Below are 18,054 nucleotides of genomic sequence, written 5' to 3' on the forward strand. Positions count from 1 at the left end.
ATATTTAATATAAGAAAGCCATAGGGACGGGCTTCCGCAAAATGCGGAGGTCCGTCCCTCATTTTATAGACAGCACTTCTTATATTTTTTACCGCTGCCGCATGGGCAAGGGTCATTGCGTCCTACTTTTTCTTCGTTTATGACGGGTTGTGGAATTAGCGCGGCTGGTTCATTCAACATTTCAAGTTCCATTACCTCCAGTAAGTGTCTCCACTCTGGAAGTTTGGGGTGTTGGATGCCATTCATGACGCAATTGACATATAGTGATTCTTCTAAGCAAAGCAGCCCATCTTCATACCCTGTTTCAATTAAAACTTCTATCCTGGGAATCGCGTCTGTTGATAGATGTCGACATAGATTATCTGCCATGATTGTTCTGGCGGTTAGGTCCTCGGTTTGATCAAACAGTCTTAGTAATGCTTGTTCAGCTTCATTGGTTTTGATCCTTCCAAGTACATCCAAAGTGTAGAAAAAGGTGTTTCCGTAGAGTGCTATTTTTTCAACTTCTTGTACGACCAGGTCCGTCCCTATTTTGACGAGGGTATTTGCAATTTCCTCAAATAAAAAGTCGCCTTCCTCTTCGTTTTTAAAGAGACTCACTAATAGGGGGACTACACTTTCTTCCCGCATTTCACCTGCCATGTAGACAACATATATCCATTCAAATCCGAAAAACTCCTCTTCCTCCATAATGTTCTGAAGTCCATTCTGTACTTCCCAGCTTTCAATGCCCCCTTTTTTTATAAGCTCCTTGATGATTCTTTTCCCATGATCATAAAAGTCTTGGTCAAACTCATATTCATCCAGGTAAACCATAACATCAGCCAACGCCATGTATAGTTCTTCTATAGTTAAAGAAGGAAGCTTCTCTACTTCTTTTAACTGTTTCTCCCCTATGTATTGATTTACTTTTTTTCTGTATGCAATTAATAATTCTGTGCTGGCGTTTGTAACTAATTGAATGTAGAACAGTCGGTTGTTATCCTTTTTACTCATGACATCTAAACGATTTACTACTTCATTCAATCCTTCTTCATTAAGAGGTAAGTACAGTAAATTAGGGAGAATAGGCGAAGAATATTCCGAAACCGGTCCCCGATCAACGGCCTTCAATCCGGTCAAAAACGTATCCCCTCCAGGTAAATAAGTATCCTCCAACATTTCAATGGCATACCTCTGCACAAATGGGTCCTCACTCAAAAAATACGGTTCGACCCTTTCAACAAAACGATCCATCCAACCATCCTTTATCTTTCATATTTTCCTATAGTGTAATGGGTGAGAAAGGAAAAGGGAAGAGGGACGGACCTCTAACTCAAGGTCAGAATAGGATAACGTGATAAGGACGGACTTCTGCAAAAAAACGGAGGTCCGTCCCTCTTTTTTTTTCAATCTCAAAGGATTTTCCAAGTTTTTATCGAATATATGCATTAACGGTATTATTAAGGAACTTTTCCTTAAATAATCATTCGACAGAAAAAGGAGATTTTTCATGAAGTTAAAGCAGCTTGTCCAATCAGTAGAAAAGGAAGTCATTGAATTACGCAGACACTTTCATCAGCATCCAGAGGTGAGCGGTGAGGAGTTTGAAACATCGAAAACGATTCAGGTGAGATTGGCAGAAGCAGGTATCCCTTTTAAAACGGGCTATGCCAAAACAGGAGTGCTTGGCATCATTAAAGGAGTAAAGCCAGGAGGCACGGTTGCACTGAGAGCAGATATCGATGCTCTGCCAATTCAGGAGGAAAATGACCTTTCTTACAAATCCGGCACTCACAACAAAATGCATGCCTGCGGTCACGATGCTCATACCGCCATGCTGGTGGGTACAGGGAAAGTGTTGAATCAGATGAAATCGGAAATGGCAGGAACGATCCTTCTTGTCTTCCAGCCGGCGGAAGAAAATGCTCCTGTTGGAGGATCACGGCAAATGATGGACGATGGCTTATTTGATGAATATAAGCCTGATGTCATTTTCGGACAGCATGTGTGGCCGGATCTGCCTGTCGGGGAAGTCGGCGTGCTGCCTCATGAAATCATGGGAGCTTCGGACCGCTTTAAGATTACGGTTAATGGATCTGGCGGACATGCGAGCATGCCCCATCAATCGAATGATGCCATCATTATTGCCAACAACCTCATTACCCAGCTTCAAACGATCGTGAGCAGAAATACGGATCCCCTTGATTCTGCCGTCCTCACCATCGGAAAAATCGAGGGAGGTTACCGCTATAATGTCATTGCGGATGAAGTATCCTTAGAGGGAACCATCCGGACCTTCAAACCGGAAGTGAAAGATATGGTTAAGAATCGTTTCCACTCTATCATTGAAGGAGTGGGAAAAAGTTTCGATGCTCAAATGACGATTGATTATTTAGATGGGTACCCTGCAACAGTCAATTCACCACAATGGGCAGAAGAAGTGAGAGGCGCTGCACAAAAAGTTCTTGGAGAAAATTCCACCCCAGTGGTTTCCCCGTCTCTTGGAGGAGAGGATTTCTCTCGTTTTCTTAAAGAATATCCCGGTGCCTTCTACTGGCTGGGAACATCTGTGAAGGAAACAGAAACCCAATATCCCCTCCATGACCCGCGTTTTAAAATAAATGAAAGTGCTTTAGTAAAAGGGGTCGAAGTGATGGCTCAACTTGCACTGGATACCTTGAAAAAGCTTGAAAAAGGAGTCTTGAAAGATGAGAACTGTTGAACATTTTATCAATGAACTATCACCGACACTCACTGCGTTCAGACGAACCTTTCATCAGAAGCCCGAACTTGGATTCACTGAATATGTCACCACTTATCTAATCGGAAAAGAATTAATCAACCTTGGCTTCACGATTCACCTTGGAAAAGATGCATTGGATTCCAGCGAACGAATCGGGATTCCCTCACCAAAATATTTAGCCAAACAAGAAGAACGGGCCATAAAGGAAGGCGTGGAAAAGAGCTGGATCGACAAAATGAAAGGCGGTCATACAGGATTGGCTGCCACATTTGATACAGGAAAGCCTGGTCCTCATATGGCATTCCGATTCGATATCGATGCTCTACCCATCAAAGAATCGGATGATCCGCAACACCACCTTCCGACTAGAGAAGGCTTTCGTTCACAATATGAAGGGGTCATGCATGCCTGTGGTCATGACGGTCACGCTGCTATCGGTCTGGGTGTGGCAAACTTCCTCTCGCTTTACATAGATCAGCTTTCTGGAAGGTTCACCCTTCTCTTCCAGCCAGCTGAAGAAGGTGGACGGGGAGCCAAAGCCATGGTGAAAAAAGGTTGGCTGGAGAATGTCGATTATTTTGCAAGCGGTCATATCGGCATACGGGATACAAAGCTTGGGCGAGTGTATGCTACAACTCATTCATTTCTCGCTTCCTCCAAAATCAACGTCACTTATAAAGGAAAAGCGGCCCACGCAGGTCTCGAGCCTGAAAAAGGGAAGAATGCTTTATTGGCAGCTGCTGCAGCAACTCTTCACCTTTACAATATCCCGCGCCATTCTGACGGGGCGACCAGGGTCAATGTCGGGAGGCTTCAAGGGGGAGCAGGCAGAAACATCATTGCCGATGAAGCTCACCTTGAAATGGAAACAAGAGGGGAAACGACTGCCATCAATCAGTACATGCAGAAAGAAGCCCTGCGGATCCTTCAAGCATCGGGAGACCTTTATGGGGTGGAAACCGGAATCGATGTGGTGGGAGAGACGGTTGAAGCAGCATGTAACCCTGAATGGATTCAGTGGTTAAAGGATATGGGCGAGGAAAGTCCATTTATATCCGATATTCATGATGGTTTACCTTTAAAGGCATCAGAGGATGTTACTTATATGATGAATGAGGTGCAAAATCAGGGGGGCAAAGCAACCTTCATGGTATTCGGAACCGGATTGAAAAACGGACATCATCATCATCAATTTGATTTTGAAGAAGGAGTATTAAAAGTGGCTGTGGATGCCTTCGCGCGTCTTATTCTCAAATTATCTCACCACAAAGAGGAGGTTACGAGTTGAAAGAATGGTTAAGTACAACTCTAGAAGCTTTAAATCTTGTTGAAACGATGGAACAGCCCAATGGATTTACGAGATTGGGTTATTCCGAGGAAGAGACTGCTTCCATGAATGTGTTTCGGGACGTTGCAGAAACGTTAGGGTTATCCGTTATAAGAGATCAGGCAGGAAACCTTTTTGCCAGGTGGGAAGGGGCCACCGGTCAAGTTGTCATGACCGGATCTCATCTTGATACGGTTGAAAACGGAGGAGGTTATGACGGGGCAGCCGGTGTCCTATGTGGACTGGGAGCCGTGAAAGCATTAAAAGACGGTGGTTTCGAACCCCATCACTCCATTGAAGTGGCCTGTTTTGCTTCAGAAGAGTCAGCGCGTTTCGGCGTATCTACCCTGGGAAGTAAGAGTGTGGCAGGAATTCTTGATAAATCAGTAGAAAGCGTCAGGGACCGCCATGGGGTCAACATTAAAGAAGCGGTAGAATCAACGGGCTTAGACTGGTCATCCATTGAAAAAGCTGAACGATCAAAAGAGGAAATCCTCTCATTCATCGAACTGCATATTGAACAAGGGACCCAAATCGAAGATCATGACGCTCAATTCGGAATTGTCCGGGGTGTAGCCTGTCCGATCCGCTTGAAGGTAAAGGTCGAAGGGATGGCGGGTCACACAGGAACGACTCCAATGGGGAAACGGGCGGACGCTCTAGTGGCTCTCGCTCCACTTATTCCCTTCGTTTCTCAAGAAGCGGAAAAGCTATCAAAGCAGTCCCGGAAACCACTTGTAGCAACCGTCAGCACGATGAACGTAAAACCGAACGTCATGAATGTCATCCCGGGTCATACAGAAGCGGGAATCGATATCCGTTCCGTCGACGATGACCTAAAGCGTACAATGGCCGATAAAATAATAGAAAAGTGCCGAAGCTTAGAGGGTGAATTTAATGTTACAATCAACATAGAAACTCTTGTAGATAATCCTTCTATTCTATTAGATGAAGAGCTGACAGCCAGAGTCAAACGAGCCGGGGAAACGCTGGGGTACAAAACGTTTGAAATGGACAGCGGGGCAGGGCATGATGTCATGAATATGGCAGCGAAATGGCCTTCCGCTTTAGTATTCATCCCCTGTGAAAAAGGGATCAGCCATCATCCAAAGGAACATAGCTCGTTAGAAGACATGTATGCAGGAGTCGAGATTCTAGCTGAAGTATTGCGGCAAGAAGCAGGTGAATGATAGTTGATGATAAAAATTGGTGTCATCGGCCCTGATGATTCGATTCAGCGGATCAATCATGTGGCCGCTCATTTTGACAATATCGAACTTATGAATTTTCCTTATCACGGGGTGAATGAGATAGAAGAGATTCTTGAGAAGAACCGCGGTCTAGTAGATCAATGGTTCTTTTCGGGACAATCCCCCTTCTACTTTGCGCTTGAAAAAGGATGGATCACGGAAAAGGAAGGGAGCTTTCCGCCCTTACATGGATCCAGTTTCTTTGGAGCATTATTAGAAGCGCAAATGAAAGAAAAGACTCTATTAAATAAAATTAGTATAGATACAATTTCAAAAGAGGAAATTGAAACCGCGGTTCAATTTCACTCCTTTGATCAACTGGAAATCGCAACCTATCCATATGAAGGATACCGGAGTGCTGATGAGCTGGTAGACTATCACCGTTCACTCTATGAAAAAGGAGAAATTGAAACGGCGATCACGTGTATTCAAAGTGTTCAGAAGCAACTCACTGAAGCAGGCATTCCTTGTTACCGAGTCGTACCGACGAATTTATCCATCCGGATGATTTTGCAGTATTTATTAGAGAGGGCACAATCGAGAAAATATCAAAAATCCCAAATTGCCATCGTTGGAATCGAAGTCATCTATTCGACCCAGACATTGGACGAGTCCCATTTTTCTTATAAAATGAAGCATCAAGAGCTGGACCTGAAACGCAATCTTCTTGATATCGCCCAAAAGATCAATGGGTCCATGGTTCAATTAGGGGACGGATTATTCTTCGTTTATACAACAAGAGGGGAACTCGATCTTCATGAGAAGGAGTCTGTTTTCACTACTTTGACTCAGGAAGTGAAGGCACATACAGATCTGGATATCCGTGTGGGGTTAGGGTTTGGTGTGACCGTATTGGAAGCTGAGCATCATGTCCGTCTTGCTTTTCAACATGCGAGAAAGCACGAATCTTCCATCGTCATAAGTGTCAATGAAGACAAGACGGTAACGGAAATTCTTCCATCGTCAGAGTCCATTACATACGCTCTCAACAACTTGGGCAATGAATGGAAGGAAGTCTTTAAAGAGGCCTCGGTCAGTTCTGCCATCGTCTCAAAAATCCTTTCTCTTTCCCGCCATTACGACAAAGAGGAAATCACATCCCAAGACCTTTCCCGCTGGCTGAAAAGCACCGAACGGAACGGGCGCAGAATTCTCACTGAAATGGAACGGATCGGGATTGTGGAAATCAGCGGCGAAGAACAAAGCGGCGGAAGAGGAAGACCAAGGAAGTTATATCGCTTTCAACTTAAATAACTGTATCTTAAAATCCCTTTCTCTATCTATGAGTAGGGGATTTTTTATATTCGCCGAGTCAGTAATCCGTAAATTTAAAATTTTCTCATAAATATTAAAAAATAAAGAGGATTTATACAATCGATATCGAAATACTTATTAACGGAAGTAAAAAGGAATTATTCCTTAAAACATTATTTGAAGGAGTGACCTCATGATAAATCCCAATTTAGAGCCGAATTCACCTAAAAAGGAGAAGGGATATCTTCGAATTTTAGGTGGAATCGAAAAGGTAGGGAATAAACTCCCTGACCCATTCATGTTGTTTGTGTACTTATCTTTCTTTATTATCTTGTTTTCCTGGTTCATTTCAAGTCTGGGTGTGACGGTGATCCACCCGAAAAACGGAGAAGAGTTAGCCATCAAGAGCCTCGTATCCGGAGAAGGTCTCCAATACATCCTGACCTCCATGCTCGATAACTTTACCGGCTTCGCTCCACTCGGCCTGGTATTAGCGATGATGCTTGGGATCGGTTTGGCCGAAAAGGTTGGACTCCTTGAGACAGCGATCAAGAAAACGGTGTTGAACGCTCCGAAAGGATTGATTACATACGCTGTTATTATGGTAGGGATCATGGGGAACCTGGCGTCAGACGCAGCCTTCGTTATCATTCCTCCACTTGCCGCCATGATTTTCTATACGGTGGGAAGACATCCTCTGGCGGGACTCGCTGCCGGATTCTCCGGAGTAGGGGCAGGATTTACGGCAAACTTTATCATTACCGGTACCGATGCGTTACTAGCCGGGATATCAACCGAAGCTGCCAAAGCATTTGAAGTGACGGTCACACCGGTGGATAACTGGTACTTCATGATTGCTTCTGTTGTCCTTCTTACAGCTGTAGGAGCTTTTGTCACAGAAAAAATTGTTGAACCCCGTTTAGGGACATATAAAGGGAAAGTAGATAAAACCTTAGAAGAAGAAAGTCCATTAGAAGGAAAAGGACTCCGAAATGCAACCCTGGCAGGATTAGCATTCATCGTCCTGTTAGTCGTTTCGATTGCCTGGCCGAACTCTCCGATGAGAAATGAAGATGGGGGACTTATTCCGTCTACCTTCTTATCCGGGATCATTCCCATCACGCTATTCTTCTTTATCGTGATCGGTGTTGTTTACGGGGTGACGGTGAAGAAGATTCAGTCGTCAAGGGACGTACCTAAGTATATGACAGAAGCCATGAAAGACATGGGCGGTTATATCGTATTAATCTTTGCAGCCGCGCAATTTATCGCTTACTTTGATTGGACAAATCTAGGGACTTGGGTAGCGGTCAGCGGAGCGAATTTCCTCGAATCGATCAATATGACGGGGCTCGCAGCCATCATCGGATTTGTCCTGTTGACAGCATTATTGAATCTATTGATCTTTAGTGGTTCCGCTCAATGGGCATTGGAAGCACCGATCTTTATCCCGATGTTTGCGACACTTGGGTATAACCCGGCGTTTGTACAAGCCGCCTATCGTATTGCGGATTCATCCACAAACATCATCACACCGATGAACCCGTATATCATCGTGATCCTTGCTTTTATGAAGGAGTATGATAAGAAAGCGGGACTCGGAACCTTGATCTCACTAATGCTTCCTTATACGATTGCTTTCTTATCTGTATGGATTGTATTACTCCTGACTTTTGCGTTATTAGGCATTCCATTTGGTCCAGGGGTAGGAGTCTATCTGTAAAAGCGGAATTATTACTATTTAACTAGAAAATAATCATAAGCCCGGTTCGGGAGCTGTTAATTCGCTCCAGAACCGGGCTTTGTCAATTTTTATAGTTCGAATTTACTTAATAGTAATGTAAGCGTTAACAAATTTCAGTTAATTTACCCTATTTTTACACTATTATGACAAATCCTGTTGTATACTGGTAGATGGTGGCGAATCTACCACTTTACTAAACTACGAACAGGGGGAAGAAAATGAACAGGAAAACAATGAAGCGTCAATTGTTAAGTGTAACAGTTGCCTCCAGTATGGCCTTAAGCTTGTTTGCGCCTCCTCTATCTCAGCACGTATCTGCTGCAGATGAGGCATTTCAGGACTTAATCATTTCTGAATATATCGAAGGATCCAGTTACAATAAAGCAATTGAACTTTATAACGGTACTGGTGAAGCAATTGATTTATCGACTTACTCCTTAGAATTACATACAAATGGTGCAACAACCACGGATAAGACCTTTCCTTTATCAGGCACTCTCAATGCAGGGGAAACCTTGGTGCTTGCTCACAAACAGGCAGATCCAGCCATCCTTGAAAAAGCGGATATTCAAGACAGCTTCATCATCAATTTCAATGGAAATGATCCCATTACCTTAAAGAAAAACGGGACTGTGATTGATTCGATCGGACAAGTTGGCTCAGAAGCCTCCTTCGCAAGTGACGTCTCCATCGTCCGTAAGGATTCCGTGATGACAGGGGATATAGATGTAACCGATGCATTTGATCCATCTGCAGAATGGACGAATTTAGGCAAAGATGTATTCAGTGATCTTGGAACACATCTATCAGATGAACCGGCTCCTGAACCGACACCAGTCGAACTATCCACCATCGCTGAAGCTCGCACTGCCCCTAAAGGCACGGTTGTTAAAGTACAAGGTATTGCGACAGCATCTTTTGAAGCAGGCGGACAGACGAACCTATTCATCCAGGATGGAACAGCCGGTGTCATCGTCCGTGCCAGCGGTCTTACTGCTGAGCCAGGGGACGAAGTAGTAGCTGAAGGAAAACTTAGCGATTATTATGGAATGCAGCAAATCGAAGCGACTGCTTCTAACGTTGAAATTACAGAAGTAGACAAGGGAGTTCCTTCACCAGCCTCTCTTATCTCTACAGACCTTTCAGCTGAAAATGGTGAAGATCACGAAGGAATGTTTGTTGAATTTACGAATGTGACAGTGGAATCAAAAGACAGCAACGGTAATTTCACTGCAACAGACAGCTCCGGGGAGTTCGTCATCAAACCAACTGATAGTACGATGCTTGAAGTTGGCAAAACGTACGAAATTCTACGTGGCGTGGTTGATTATAACTTTGACGAATATAAACTAGTCCCGCGTACTACGTCAGATGTCATTGAAACAGCCTTCTCTGTAACCGCTGATCCAGCTTCAGGATCTGTTGTAGAAGGAACGAAGGTTACACTTCAAACGGCATCTGAAGGTGGAGCCATTCATTACACATTGGATGGAACTGATCCGACAGATTCCAGTCCAGAATATACAACACCGATCGAACTTACTGCTGATGTAACGGTTAAAGCAGTTGTTGTAAAAGAGGGCAACACAAGCGATGTTTCCACTTTTACTTACAAAATCCTTAAATCAGCTGATGGTTTAAGCATTCATGATATTCAAGGAGATTCCCATACCTCTCCTTACGAAAATATGACCGTCTCTAACGTTCAAGGAATAGTGACAGCGAAGGCAGGTTCCAATGCATTTTATATGCAGGAAGAGACCCCGGACGATAGTCTGGCGACTTCTGAAGGAATTTATGTTTATGCAAAGGGCAATTCTGTCAAAGTCGGAGACAAAGTAAATGTGGCAGGTCAGGTAAAAGAGTGGAGAGAAGATGGCTACGCTGATGCCAAAGACCTTCTGACAACTCAAATCACGGCATCGGCCGTTACAGTAGAATCTTCAGGCAACACTGTGCCTGCAGCTATCGTGATGGGGGAAGACCGCGTACCACCGACTGAAATCATTGAAGATGATGAAATGACCTCATTCGATCCCGAAACAGATGGCCTGGACTTTTATGAAAGTCTTGAAGGGATGCTGATTGAAATCCCTGATGCCACGATTACAGGTCCGGTAAAATATGATGAACTTCCTGTAGTAGTGAATACAAGCGAAGATCAACTTCGCACAAGAGCAGGGGGAGTATTGATATCTCCTGAAGATTATAACCCTGAGCGCATGCTGATCGACGTGGACGGCATGAATATCAATGTGAAAACAGGTGATATGCTGGATGGTTCCGTTATTGGAAACGTAAGCTATGATTATAGCAACTTTAAGATCCGTCCAACAGGAACTTTCCCTACAGTAGTTGATGGGGGAACAGCACAGGAAGTAACGTCGATCACTCCTGAAGAAGAAGATCTAACGATTGCTTCTTATAATATTGAAAACTTCTATGCTGGAATTGAAGAAAGCAAAGTAGAAAAGATTGCTGATTCAATCGTTTCGAATATGAAAACGCCGGATATCATTGGCCTGGTCGAGGTTCAAGATAATAATGGACCAACAGATGATGGTACGACAGATGCAAGTGCGTCCTATCAGACAATCATCAAGGCCATTGAGGAAGCTGGCGGACCTACTTATGAATTCACCGATATCGCTCCTGTTGATAAAACAGATGGCGGGCAGCCTGGTGGAAACATCCGTGTAGGTTTCATCTACAACCCTGAGCGTGTCCAATTAACAGAAAAAGAAGCCGGGGATGCGGTGACTTCCGTGGGTGTTGATGAAAATGGACTTACTCATAACCCGGGACGCATCGATCCAACAAACGAAGCATTTGACGATTCCCGTAAAGCCCTTGCAGCTGAATTCATGTTTAACGGTGAAAAAGTCATCGTCGTAGCAAACCACTTTAACTCCAAAGGTGGAGACGGAGCTTTATTCGGTGCAGATCATCCGGTTGTGCTTGGTAGTGAGGTACAGCGACTGAAACAAGCCGAGGTACTAAATGACTTTGTGAATGATGTGAACGAAAAGGTCGAAGATGCAAATGTTGTGGTTCTTGGTGACCTTAACGACTTCGAATTTTCTGCTCCAATCAATACTCTCGAAGGGGACATCTTGACCAATATGATGGAAAAGCTCCCTGTAGAGGAACGCTACACGTATATTTATCAAGGGAACTCTCAAGTTCTTGATCATATTCTAGTGACGAATAATCTGGCAAAGTCAACGATGATCGATAGTATCAACATCAACTCTGATTTTAGTGAAGAAGATGGACGTGCGAGTGACCATGATCCTGTCCTGGCTAAGATTCAGTTTGAAAATAAGGTAGAACGTATTTCTGGTGACGATCGTTACCAAACGGCCATTGAGATTTCTAAAAAAGGCTGGGAGTCCACTGACACAGTGGTCATTGCCAGAGGCGAAAAATTCCCTGATGCCCTTGCAGGAGCTCCACTTGCATACAAACATGATGCACCGATCTTATTGACACAGCAAGGCAGTTTGAACGCTGAAGTACAAGATGAAATCAAGCGTTTAGGTGCGAAGAAAGCGATCATCCTTGGTGGTGAAGGTGCGGTATCCAAGTATGTTCAATATCAGCTTAAAGGATTAGGTTTGAAAACAGACCGTATTTCAGGTGACGATCGATTTGAAACAGCGGCCAATATCGCTGCTAAATTGGATGGGGATCCCGAAAAGGCGATCGTGGCAAATGCCTATCAATTCGCTGATGCCCTTTCTGTTGCTTCTTATGCAGCACAGAATGGATATCCGATTGTACTATCTGCTCAAGACAAATTGTCAAAAGCCTCAAATAAAGTATTAATAGAAATTGATGAAAAAATCGTCGTTGGTGGCGAAAATGCGATCAGCACTGAAATTTTCGACAGCTTTGAAGAAGCGACTCGCTATAGTGGCTTGAACCGTTACGAAACATCAGCCGAAATTGCGAAACATTTAACTCCTCAAACTAACAATGCGATTGTGGCAACAGGGACTAATTTTGCCGATGCACTGGCAGGTTCGGTCCTTGCAGCAAAAGAGGGTGCTGAAATCCTCCTTGTGAAGAAAGAGGAAGTACCAGAGGATATTATGGAAGCAATTGATATGGATGATATTTCTAACTTTCGTGTTATTGGTGGGGAAAATGCCGTTAGTGAAGAAGTTGTGAAGCAACTAAAGAAATAGATTGTAGAAAAAGGCAGGGGGGATACCTCCCCTGCCCTGATATGTAAAAAGAACCAGATTTGTTTTAATATTTAGTAAAATAATCACATTTTGCCATAAAATTACTATATAATGGGTTTTGTGGATGAAGTTCCGACAAAAACCTACATAAGAAAGGGAAGGGATTAACCAAATGAATATTAAAAAACCTTTATACGGTGTATTATCAACTGCAGCTCTGGCTGCTGCGATTTTTGCATTAACCCCTGCAACTTCAGCTTCAGCAGAAGGGGAAGAGTTTGATTTAACGATCATGCATACCAACGATACCCATGCTCATGTTGAAGGCTATCCCCGTTTAGTAACAGCAGTAAACGAGCTGCGCACTGAAAAAGCGAACTCTTTACTGGTAGACGCCGGTGACGTATTCTCGGGTACCCTTTACTTCCGTCAATATCTTGGACAAGCGGACCTACATTTTATGAACGAGCTTGGCTACGATGCCATGACTCTTGGTAATCATGAATTCGATAAAGATTCTAAAACCCTTGCAGACTTCATTAAAAATATGAATTTCCCGATGGTGTCATCAAATGTTACTCTTACAGGTGATACGGATTTGGAGCCCCTTTTCAAAAATGAAATCGGACAACCAGGTGACGGCGGCAACGTCTACCCTGCCATGATCAAAGAAGTAGACGGAGAGAAAGTGGGAATCTACGGATTAACGACTCCAGATACAGAATTCATCGCTAATCCGGGAGAAAATGTTGTCTTTGAAGATGCTGTTGAAAAATCGAAGGCCACGATCGCGATGCTTAAAGAAAAAGGCGTCAACAAAATCATCGCCCTTTCTCACCTTGGATATTCAAATGACTTAGAATTGGCTGAGGAAGTGGATGGACTTGATATCATCGTAGGTGGTCATTCCCATACGGTCCTTGACGAGCCTGTAGTCATTGACAAAGAAGAACCGACATTGATTGTTCAAGCTGGTGAATACTTGAACCTGCTTGGATTATTGGATGTAACCTTCGATGATGAAGGTGTCGTAACAAGCCATAACGGAGAAGTGCTGGACCTTGAAGGTTATGAACAAGATGCTGAGGCTCTTGCGAAGGTAGAAGAGTTCAAAAAGCCTCTTGATGATATGAAGAAAGAAGTGGTTGGAAACACAGAGGTAGCTCTTGATGGAGAACGTGCCGATGTACGCCGGAAAGAAACAAACCTAGGAAACTTGATTGCTGACGGTATGGTTGCGAAAGCAAATGAATTCGTGGAAACCTATATCGGCCTTCAAAACGGTGGGGGAATCCGTGCGTCAATCGATGCAGGTGAAATCACTCTTGGAGAAGTTCTGACGACGATGCCATTCGGAAACAATCTTGTGACACTTGACCTAACCGGCGAAGAAATCGTAGCTGCCCTTGAGCACAGTGTGAAGAGAGTAGAAGGAGAAGACGCACCGGGTGAATTCCTTCAAGTATCCGGCATTAACTATAAGTATGATGTGACCAAACCTGCCGGAGAACGTGTGTGGCATGTAGAAGTCATGACTGAGGACGGGTTTGAAGAAATTGACTTAGACATGATGTACTCTGTCGCTACTAACGCGTTCACTGCCGATGGCGGAGACGGGTATACAATGTTCAAGGACGCGAAAGAAGAAGGACGAATGACAGAATTATTCGTTGTCGATTTCGAGGTGTTCACTTCTTACCTTGAAAAGAACAACCCTGTTTCCCCGGAGGTTGAAGATCGAATCGTTCAAGAAGAAGCACCAGAAGTGACACGCCTGACTGGTAATACTCGTTATGAGACAGCCGTTGAAATTTCGAAAGAAGGTTGGGAATCGGCGGATACAGTGATCCTTGCCCGCGGAGATTCGTTCCCTGATGCCCTTGCAGGAGCTCCTCTTGCATACAAACATGATGCACCGATCCTGTTAACGGAAAAAGGTACATTAAATGCAGCAGCAAAAGCAGAAATCAAGCGCCTTGGTGCTAAGAATGTCATTATTCTTGGTGGAAAAGGGGCTGTAAGTAACTATGTGAAGTATCAGCTTGAAGGAATGGGTCTGGATGTAGACCGTATTGGCGGAGATGATCGCTGGGAAACAGCCGTGAACATCGCAGCGAGTCTTGGGGGATCCCCGGAGAAAGCAGTAGTGGCAAACGGTAAAAACTTCCCTGATGCCCTTGCCATCGCTTCTTATGCAGCGAGCAATGGATACCCGATCTTGTTAACGGATTCTGATATACTTCCAACTGAAACAAAGAAAGCTTTAAAAGGAATCGACAGTACGATTGTAGTCGGTGGAGAAGCTGTAGTAAGCAAGGACGTGATGAAATCACTTCCTGAAGCGACTCGTTACTTCGGTCAAGATCGTTACGGCACAGCAGCAGAGATCGCGACTGAACTTAATCCATCAACTAAGGTATACTTAGCGACTGGAAAGAATTTTGCCGATGCATTGGCAGGTTCTGTCCTTGCAGCTAAAGAAAATGCTTCTATGCTTCTAGTACAGCCTAATGATCTTCCGGATGTCACTTCTGATGCCATTGAAGAGATGAAAGCGAAGGATTTCCAAATTCTTGGCGGAGAGAATGCTGTAAGTGAGACTGTGGTAGAAAAATTAATGAAATAACTTTTAATAAAGAGAAAAGCCATCGAATTCTTTTGATGGCTTTTTCTTATTTAATATATGATTTAAAAAAAGCCCTGGATGATCAAGGCTAGAGTGATTAGGTGTCTGGAGGATTACCATAAATTTTATTCATAATTTGTTCTTCTCAAACATTGGGTGGCAGGAACCCACAAGAAATGTAAAGAAGGAAGGAACTTATGATCAAAGTTGTTCTTCCTACCTATGCCAACGACTCTCCCCAAACTTCCCAGCCTCCACAAAATAAGACTCCACCGAAGTATACCCAATCCGATAGAACCCTTCATCAGGCTCCCAAATCCGATAAGCATCCAAACTCTTAGTATACTCATCACTAAGATCATCAGGCACAGGATAAGTGTCATCGTACTCCAAATTCTCAAATTCTTGAACCGGTAGATAATAAAGAGCGGATTGTATTGTCCCGTCTTCAACCAGTTTTTTCAAAGCTGCTCCTGACGCGGCATGGTCCCGGTGAGGGTCATGAAAGGATAAGGCATGATGTCTTGCTTCAGGGTAACGTTCGTTCATTTCCTTCATAATCGCCATGACTTCATCTTCTTTTATATCTCCATCGGGAAGGTCGTATATGTAAACATTCTCTGGCTCGACTCCCAATTCTTCAACGGATTTCTTGAATTCCTTCACCCGTGAATCACCGAACTCTTCTTTAGAGATGGGAGGCAGATTTTTTTCCTGTAAGTTCTCGTTGATTTGTTTGATCGATTGACTGGCCTCACCATGTGAGAGCAGCACCACGGCCACTTCATTTCCCTTGTCGATTTGACGCAGGATGGAAGGACCCAAGCTTAGCGTTTCGTCGTCTGCATGTGGAGCGTAAAAGACAGAGGTATCAGGTTCTTTTTCGAAAAAGGTACAGGCGCTTAGTGAAGCGGATAGTAATAGAATGAGAGATAGATAGGCAACTCGCATGTGGACCTCCAGGTGAGAAAAATAGTTAAATCTTTACTAATTGATTCTATCAAAGTTTTAGGGGCTGGTGTATACTTTCATAGTAGGAAAGTATAGAACGTGAAGTGAAAGGAACGGAGTATGGAACAAGTTCAACCAACAGAGAAACAGGTACAAGTGAAAAAGAAAAAAAGAGTGTATTCCCTCGATATGCTGCGAGGGATTATTGTAGCATTATCCGTGTTTTTGAGTACAATTCCTTATGGGAAGGTGGACTATCCCTATTTCCGTCATGCGGAATGGTATGGGGTCACGTTGATTGATATCATTTTACCTACGTTCATCACCATTTTTGGTGTGAGTATGGCGATTGCCTATCAGCGCGGGGTGAAATGGGAGAAGATTTTAAAGAGGACCGTTCGCTTGATCGTGTACGGCATCATTTTTACGATCATAGTGGAATGGACGTTGGATTTCCCGACGATTCGACTGACCGGTGTACTACAGATGTTTGCACTTCTGGGAATTGTGACAGTAGCGATCACCAAGTTTGTGCAATCTCCTTTGAAGTTGATGATGATTGCCTTGTTGGTGTCATCGGTATATGGGGGGCTCATCCTCTATACAGGTCAATCCTGCGAAGGCGGATTGCCTCAGCCGGAATGTAATCCTTCTCACGCAATTGATACCGCAGTCTTCGGCGAAAAGCATTTATACCATCATGGGGAGCGTGGCTATGACCCTGAAGGACTGGTCACCAGTTTGTCCGCCTTATCAAATGTCCTTTTCGGATATGCCTTTGGACGATTGATCCTGACCCGTAAAGAGACGGGGGCATGGCGGGAACTATTGGGGTTAGGTGTTCTATTGATTGCCGCCTCTCTCGTTTGGGATCATTTCCTCCCATATAACAAACGCTTATGGACGCCAGCGTTTGCTCTATTGGCAGCAGGATTCGCAGCTGGTATGCTATCGATTCTTTATCTGATTTTTGATAAACGAAAAGGAGATGCCAAAGAGACAGCGCTGAAGCCGGTAGTTTGGTTTCTGGAAGCCTATGGCCGCAACAGCTTTTTAATCTATTTCGGTAAATTCATGCTCGGTTCCGTGCTGATCCATCTTTCGGTGACAGATGATGGCATTGAAAAATCGTTGTCCAGAGTGATAAATGAATGGGTGGCAACGTTTGCCCCTCATCCGCAGCTGGCTTACGGCTTATTGAACCTGATTTTCTGGACAGTCGTTGCCTTTGTCTGTCATAAAAAGAAGTGGTATTTGAAAGTATAAAAGAAAGAAGGTCCGTCCCTTACTCTGAGGGACGGACCTTCTTCTATTTCTGGTTCAAAGTCTTTTCAAATATAAGGCTGGCATAGGTTCTTGTGTATTTCAGAATGGTTTCTCCAACCTCTTCAGCCGGAAAATCAAATAAAGGTTGGAACAGCTCTTTATTGCTCTCTGTACCGAATGCGTCGACAAAACGGTACGTTAATTGAAGTTCTGTGAAGGTCGTCGTAAAGTATATTTCCAATTGTGTAACGAGATCATTATTGGATTCTTCACTCTCGATCTTCTCGTGATAAAGGGGGATTAGTTCATCCATTTCATTTTCAATGCGCACTTGTGCGCGATTCAAAAGCTGTGAAACACCGTCTAGGTTAGGATATTTTTCATTTAACAGAAGTGGCTGCAGAATTCCATGAAGAGCTTTGGTTGTTTCAACATGAAATACAATGGCCCTCACCAAATGTTTTGTGTATTCTTCCTCTATTGATGAGCTTTTCATCGTTTGGAGTAATTGATTATTCACCTCTTCACGAAGCTCGTCCTTATCAAGGTGGATGACCAGTTTTTTATAGATGGTTGCGACTGATTGTGTGAGAGACTCCATGGGTAGTATGCCTTCTTTCTTATGTATGGTTTGGAATACGCTACTATTCTACCATTAATATACAGAAAATTCTATATATTATTTGCGGTAAAAAAACGCGCTCTGAATAGAACGCGTTTT

At 43.8% G+C, this 18,054-nt stretch carries 11 protein-coding genes; 8 read left to right on the forward strand and 3 right to left on the reverse strand.

Features of this window, described 5'->3' with window-relative positions; genetic code table 11:
• Positions 1 to 63: 63 nt before the first annotated feature.
• On the reverse strand, positions 64 to 1,236 hold the full coding sequence (locus Q1B03_RS14835) for a YecA family protein (RefSeq protein ID WP_299742847.1): 1,173 nt from the start codon (positions 1,234 to 1,236) through the stop codon (positions 64 to 66).
• 256 nt (positions 1,237 to 1,492) lie between these two features.
• Between Q1B03_RS14835 and Q1B03_RS14840 the strand changes: the two genes are divergently transcribed.
• From Q1B03_RS14840 to Q1B03_RS14870, 7 genes are all read left to right on the forward strand, one after another.
• On the forward strand, positions 1,493 to 2,704 hold the full coding sequence (locus tag Q1B03_RS14840) for a M20 family metallopeptidase (protein WP_299742850.1): 1,212 nt from the start codon (positions 1,493 to 1,495) through the stop codon (positions 2,702 to 2,704).
• Positions 2,691 to 4,013 carry an amidohydrolase gene (locus Q1B03_RS14845; RefSeq protein ID WP_299742853.1) on the forward strand — a complete coding sequence of 441 codons (1,323 nt, stop codon included), beginning with the start codon at positions 2,691 to 2,693 and terminating at the stop codon, positions 4,011 to 4,013. Before Q1B03_RS14840 ends, Q1B03_RS14845 begins: the two co-directional genes overlap by 14 nt.
• A complete protein-coding gene (locus Q1B03_RS14850) occupies positions 4,010 to 5,242 on the forward strand; it encodes a M20 family metallo-hydrolase (RefSeq protein ID WP_299742855.1) in 1,233 nt (410 codons plus the stop codon). Before Q1B03_RS14845 ends, Q1B03_RS14850 begins: the two co-directional genes overlap by 4 nt.
• Before the next feature lie 6 nt (positions 5,243 to 5,248).
• A complete protein-coding gene (locus Q1B03_RS14855) occupies positions 5,249 to 6,556 on the forward strand; it encodes a hypothetical protein (protein WP_299743963.1) in 1,308 nt (435 codons plus the stop codon).
• Between the two features lie 193 nt (positions 6,557 to 6,749).
• Complete coding sequence (locus Q1B03_RS14860; protein ID WP_299742858.1) at positions 6,750 to 8,279, forward strand: AbgT family transporter; 1,530 nt, start codon at positions 6,750 to 6,752, stop codon at positions 8,277 to 8,279.
• A gap of 239 nt (positions 8,280 to 8,518) precedes the next feature.
• Positions 8,519 to 12,490 carry a cell wall-binding repeat-containing protein gene (locus Q1B03_RS14865; RefSeq protein ID WP_299742861.1) on the forward strand — a complete coding sequence of 1,324 codons (3,972 nt, stop codon included), beginning with the start codon at positions 8,519 to 8,521 and terminating at the stop codon, positions 12,488 to 12,490.
• Between the two features lie 172 nt (positions 12,491 to 12,662).
• A complete protein-coding gene (locus Q1B03_RS14870) occupies positions 12,663 to 15,116 on the forward strand; it encodes a cell wall-binding repeat-containing protein (RefSeq protein ID WP_299742864.1) in 2,454 nt (817 codons plus the stop codon).
• A gap of 216 nt (positions 15,117 to 15,332) precedes the next feature.
• Here Q1B03_RS14870 and Q1B03_RS14875 read toward each other — a convergent pair whose 3' ends face one another.
• Complete coding sequence (locus Q1B03_RS14875) at positions 15,333 to 16,067, reverse strand: PIG-L family deacetylase (protein WP_299742867.1); 735 nt, start codon at positions 16,065 to 16,067, stop codon at positions 15,333 to 15,335.
• Positions 16,068 to 16,187: 120 nt separating this feature from the next.
• On the opposite strand from Q1B03_RS14875, the gene Q1B03_RS14880 reads away from it, so the two are divergent.
• A complete protein-coding gene (locus Q1B03_RS14880; RefSeq protein WP_299742870.1) occupies positions 16,188 to 17,333 on the forward strand; it encodes a heparan-alpha-glucosaminide N-acetyltransferase domain-containing protein in 1,146 nt (381 codons plus the stop codon).
• Between the two features lie 43 nt (positions 17,334 to 17,376).
• On the opposite strand, the gene Q1B03_RS14885 is transcribed toward Q1B03_RS14880, so the two are convergent.
• Positions 17,377 to 17,934 (reverse strand): hypothetical protein, encoded by a 558-nt coding sequence (locus Q1B03_RS14885; protein WP_299742874.1) that lies wholly within the window; start codon positions 17,932 to 17,934, stop codon positions 17,377 to 17,379.
• Between the last annotated feature and the right edge of the window lie 120 nt (positions 17,935 to 18,054).

This window comes from uncultured Rossellomorea sp. (assembly GCF_947488365.1).
Taxonomy (GTDB): domain Bacteria; phylum Bacillota; class Bacilli; order Bacillales; family Bacillaceae_B; genus Rossellomorea.

What these genes read in the sequence shown, in the direction of transcription:
- Q1B03_RS14835 (WP_299742847.1), bottom strand. Translation starts at nt 1,236, where the DNA reads ATGGATCGTTTTGTTGAAAGGGTCGAACCGTATTTTTTGAGTGAGGAC.
- Q1B03_RS14840 (WP_299742850.1), top strand. Translation starts at nt 1,493, where the DNA reads ATGAAGTTAAAGCAGCTTGTCCAATCAGTAGAAAAGGAAGTCATTGAA.
- Q1B03_RS14845 (WP_299742853.1), top strand. Translation starts at nt 2,691, where the DNA reads ATGAGAACTGTTGAACATTTTATCAATGAACTATCACCGACACTCACT.
- Q1B03_RS14855 (WP_299743963.1), top strand. Translation starts at nt 5,249, where the DNA reads ATGATAAAAATTGGTGTCATCGGCCCTGATGATTCGATTCAGCGGATC.
- Q1B03_RS14860 (WP_299742858.1), top strand. Translation starts at nt 6,750, where the DNA reads ATGATAAATCCCAATTTAGAGCCGAATTCACCTAAAAAGGAGAAGGGA.
- Q1B03_RS14865 (WP_299742861.1), top strand. Translation starts at nt 8,519, where the DNA reads ATGAACAGGAAAACAATGAAGCGTCAATTGTTAAGTGTAACAGTTGCC.
- Q1B03_RS14870 (WP_299742864.1), top strand. Translation starts at nt 12,663, where the DNA reads ATGAATATTAAAAAACCTTTATACGGTGTATTATCAACTGCAGCTCTG.
- Q1B03_RS14875 (WP_299742867.1), bottom strand. Translation starts at nt 16,067, where the DNA reads ATGCGAGTTGCCTATCTATCTCTCATTCTATTACTATCCGCTTCACTA.
- Q1B03_RS14880 (WP_299742870.1), top strand. Translation starts at nt 16,188, where the DNA reads ATGGAACAAGTTCAACCAACAGAGAAACAGGTACAAGTGAAAAAGAAA.
- Q1B03_RS14885 (WP_299742874.1), bottom strand. Translation starts at nt 17,934, where the DNA reads ATGGAGTCTCTCACACAATCAGTCGCAACCATCTATAAAAAACTGGTC.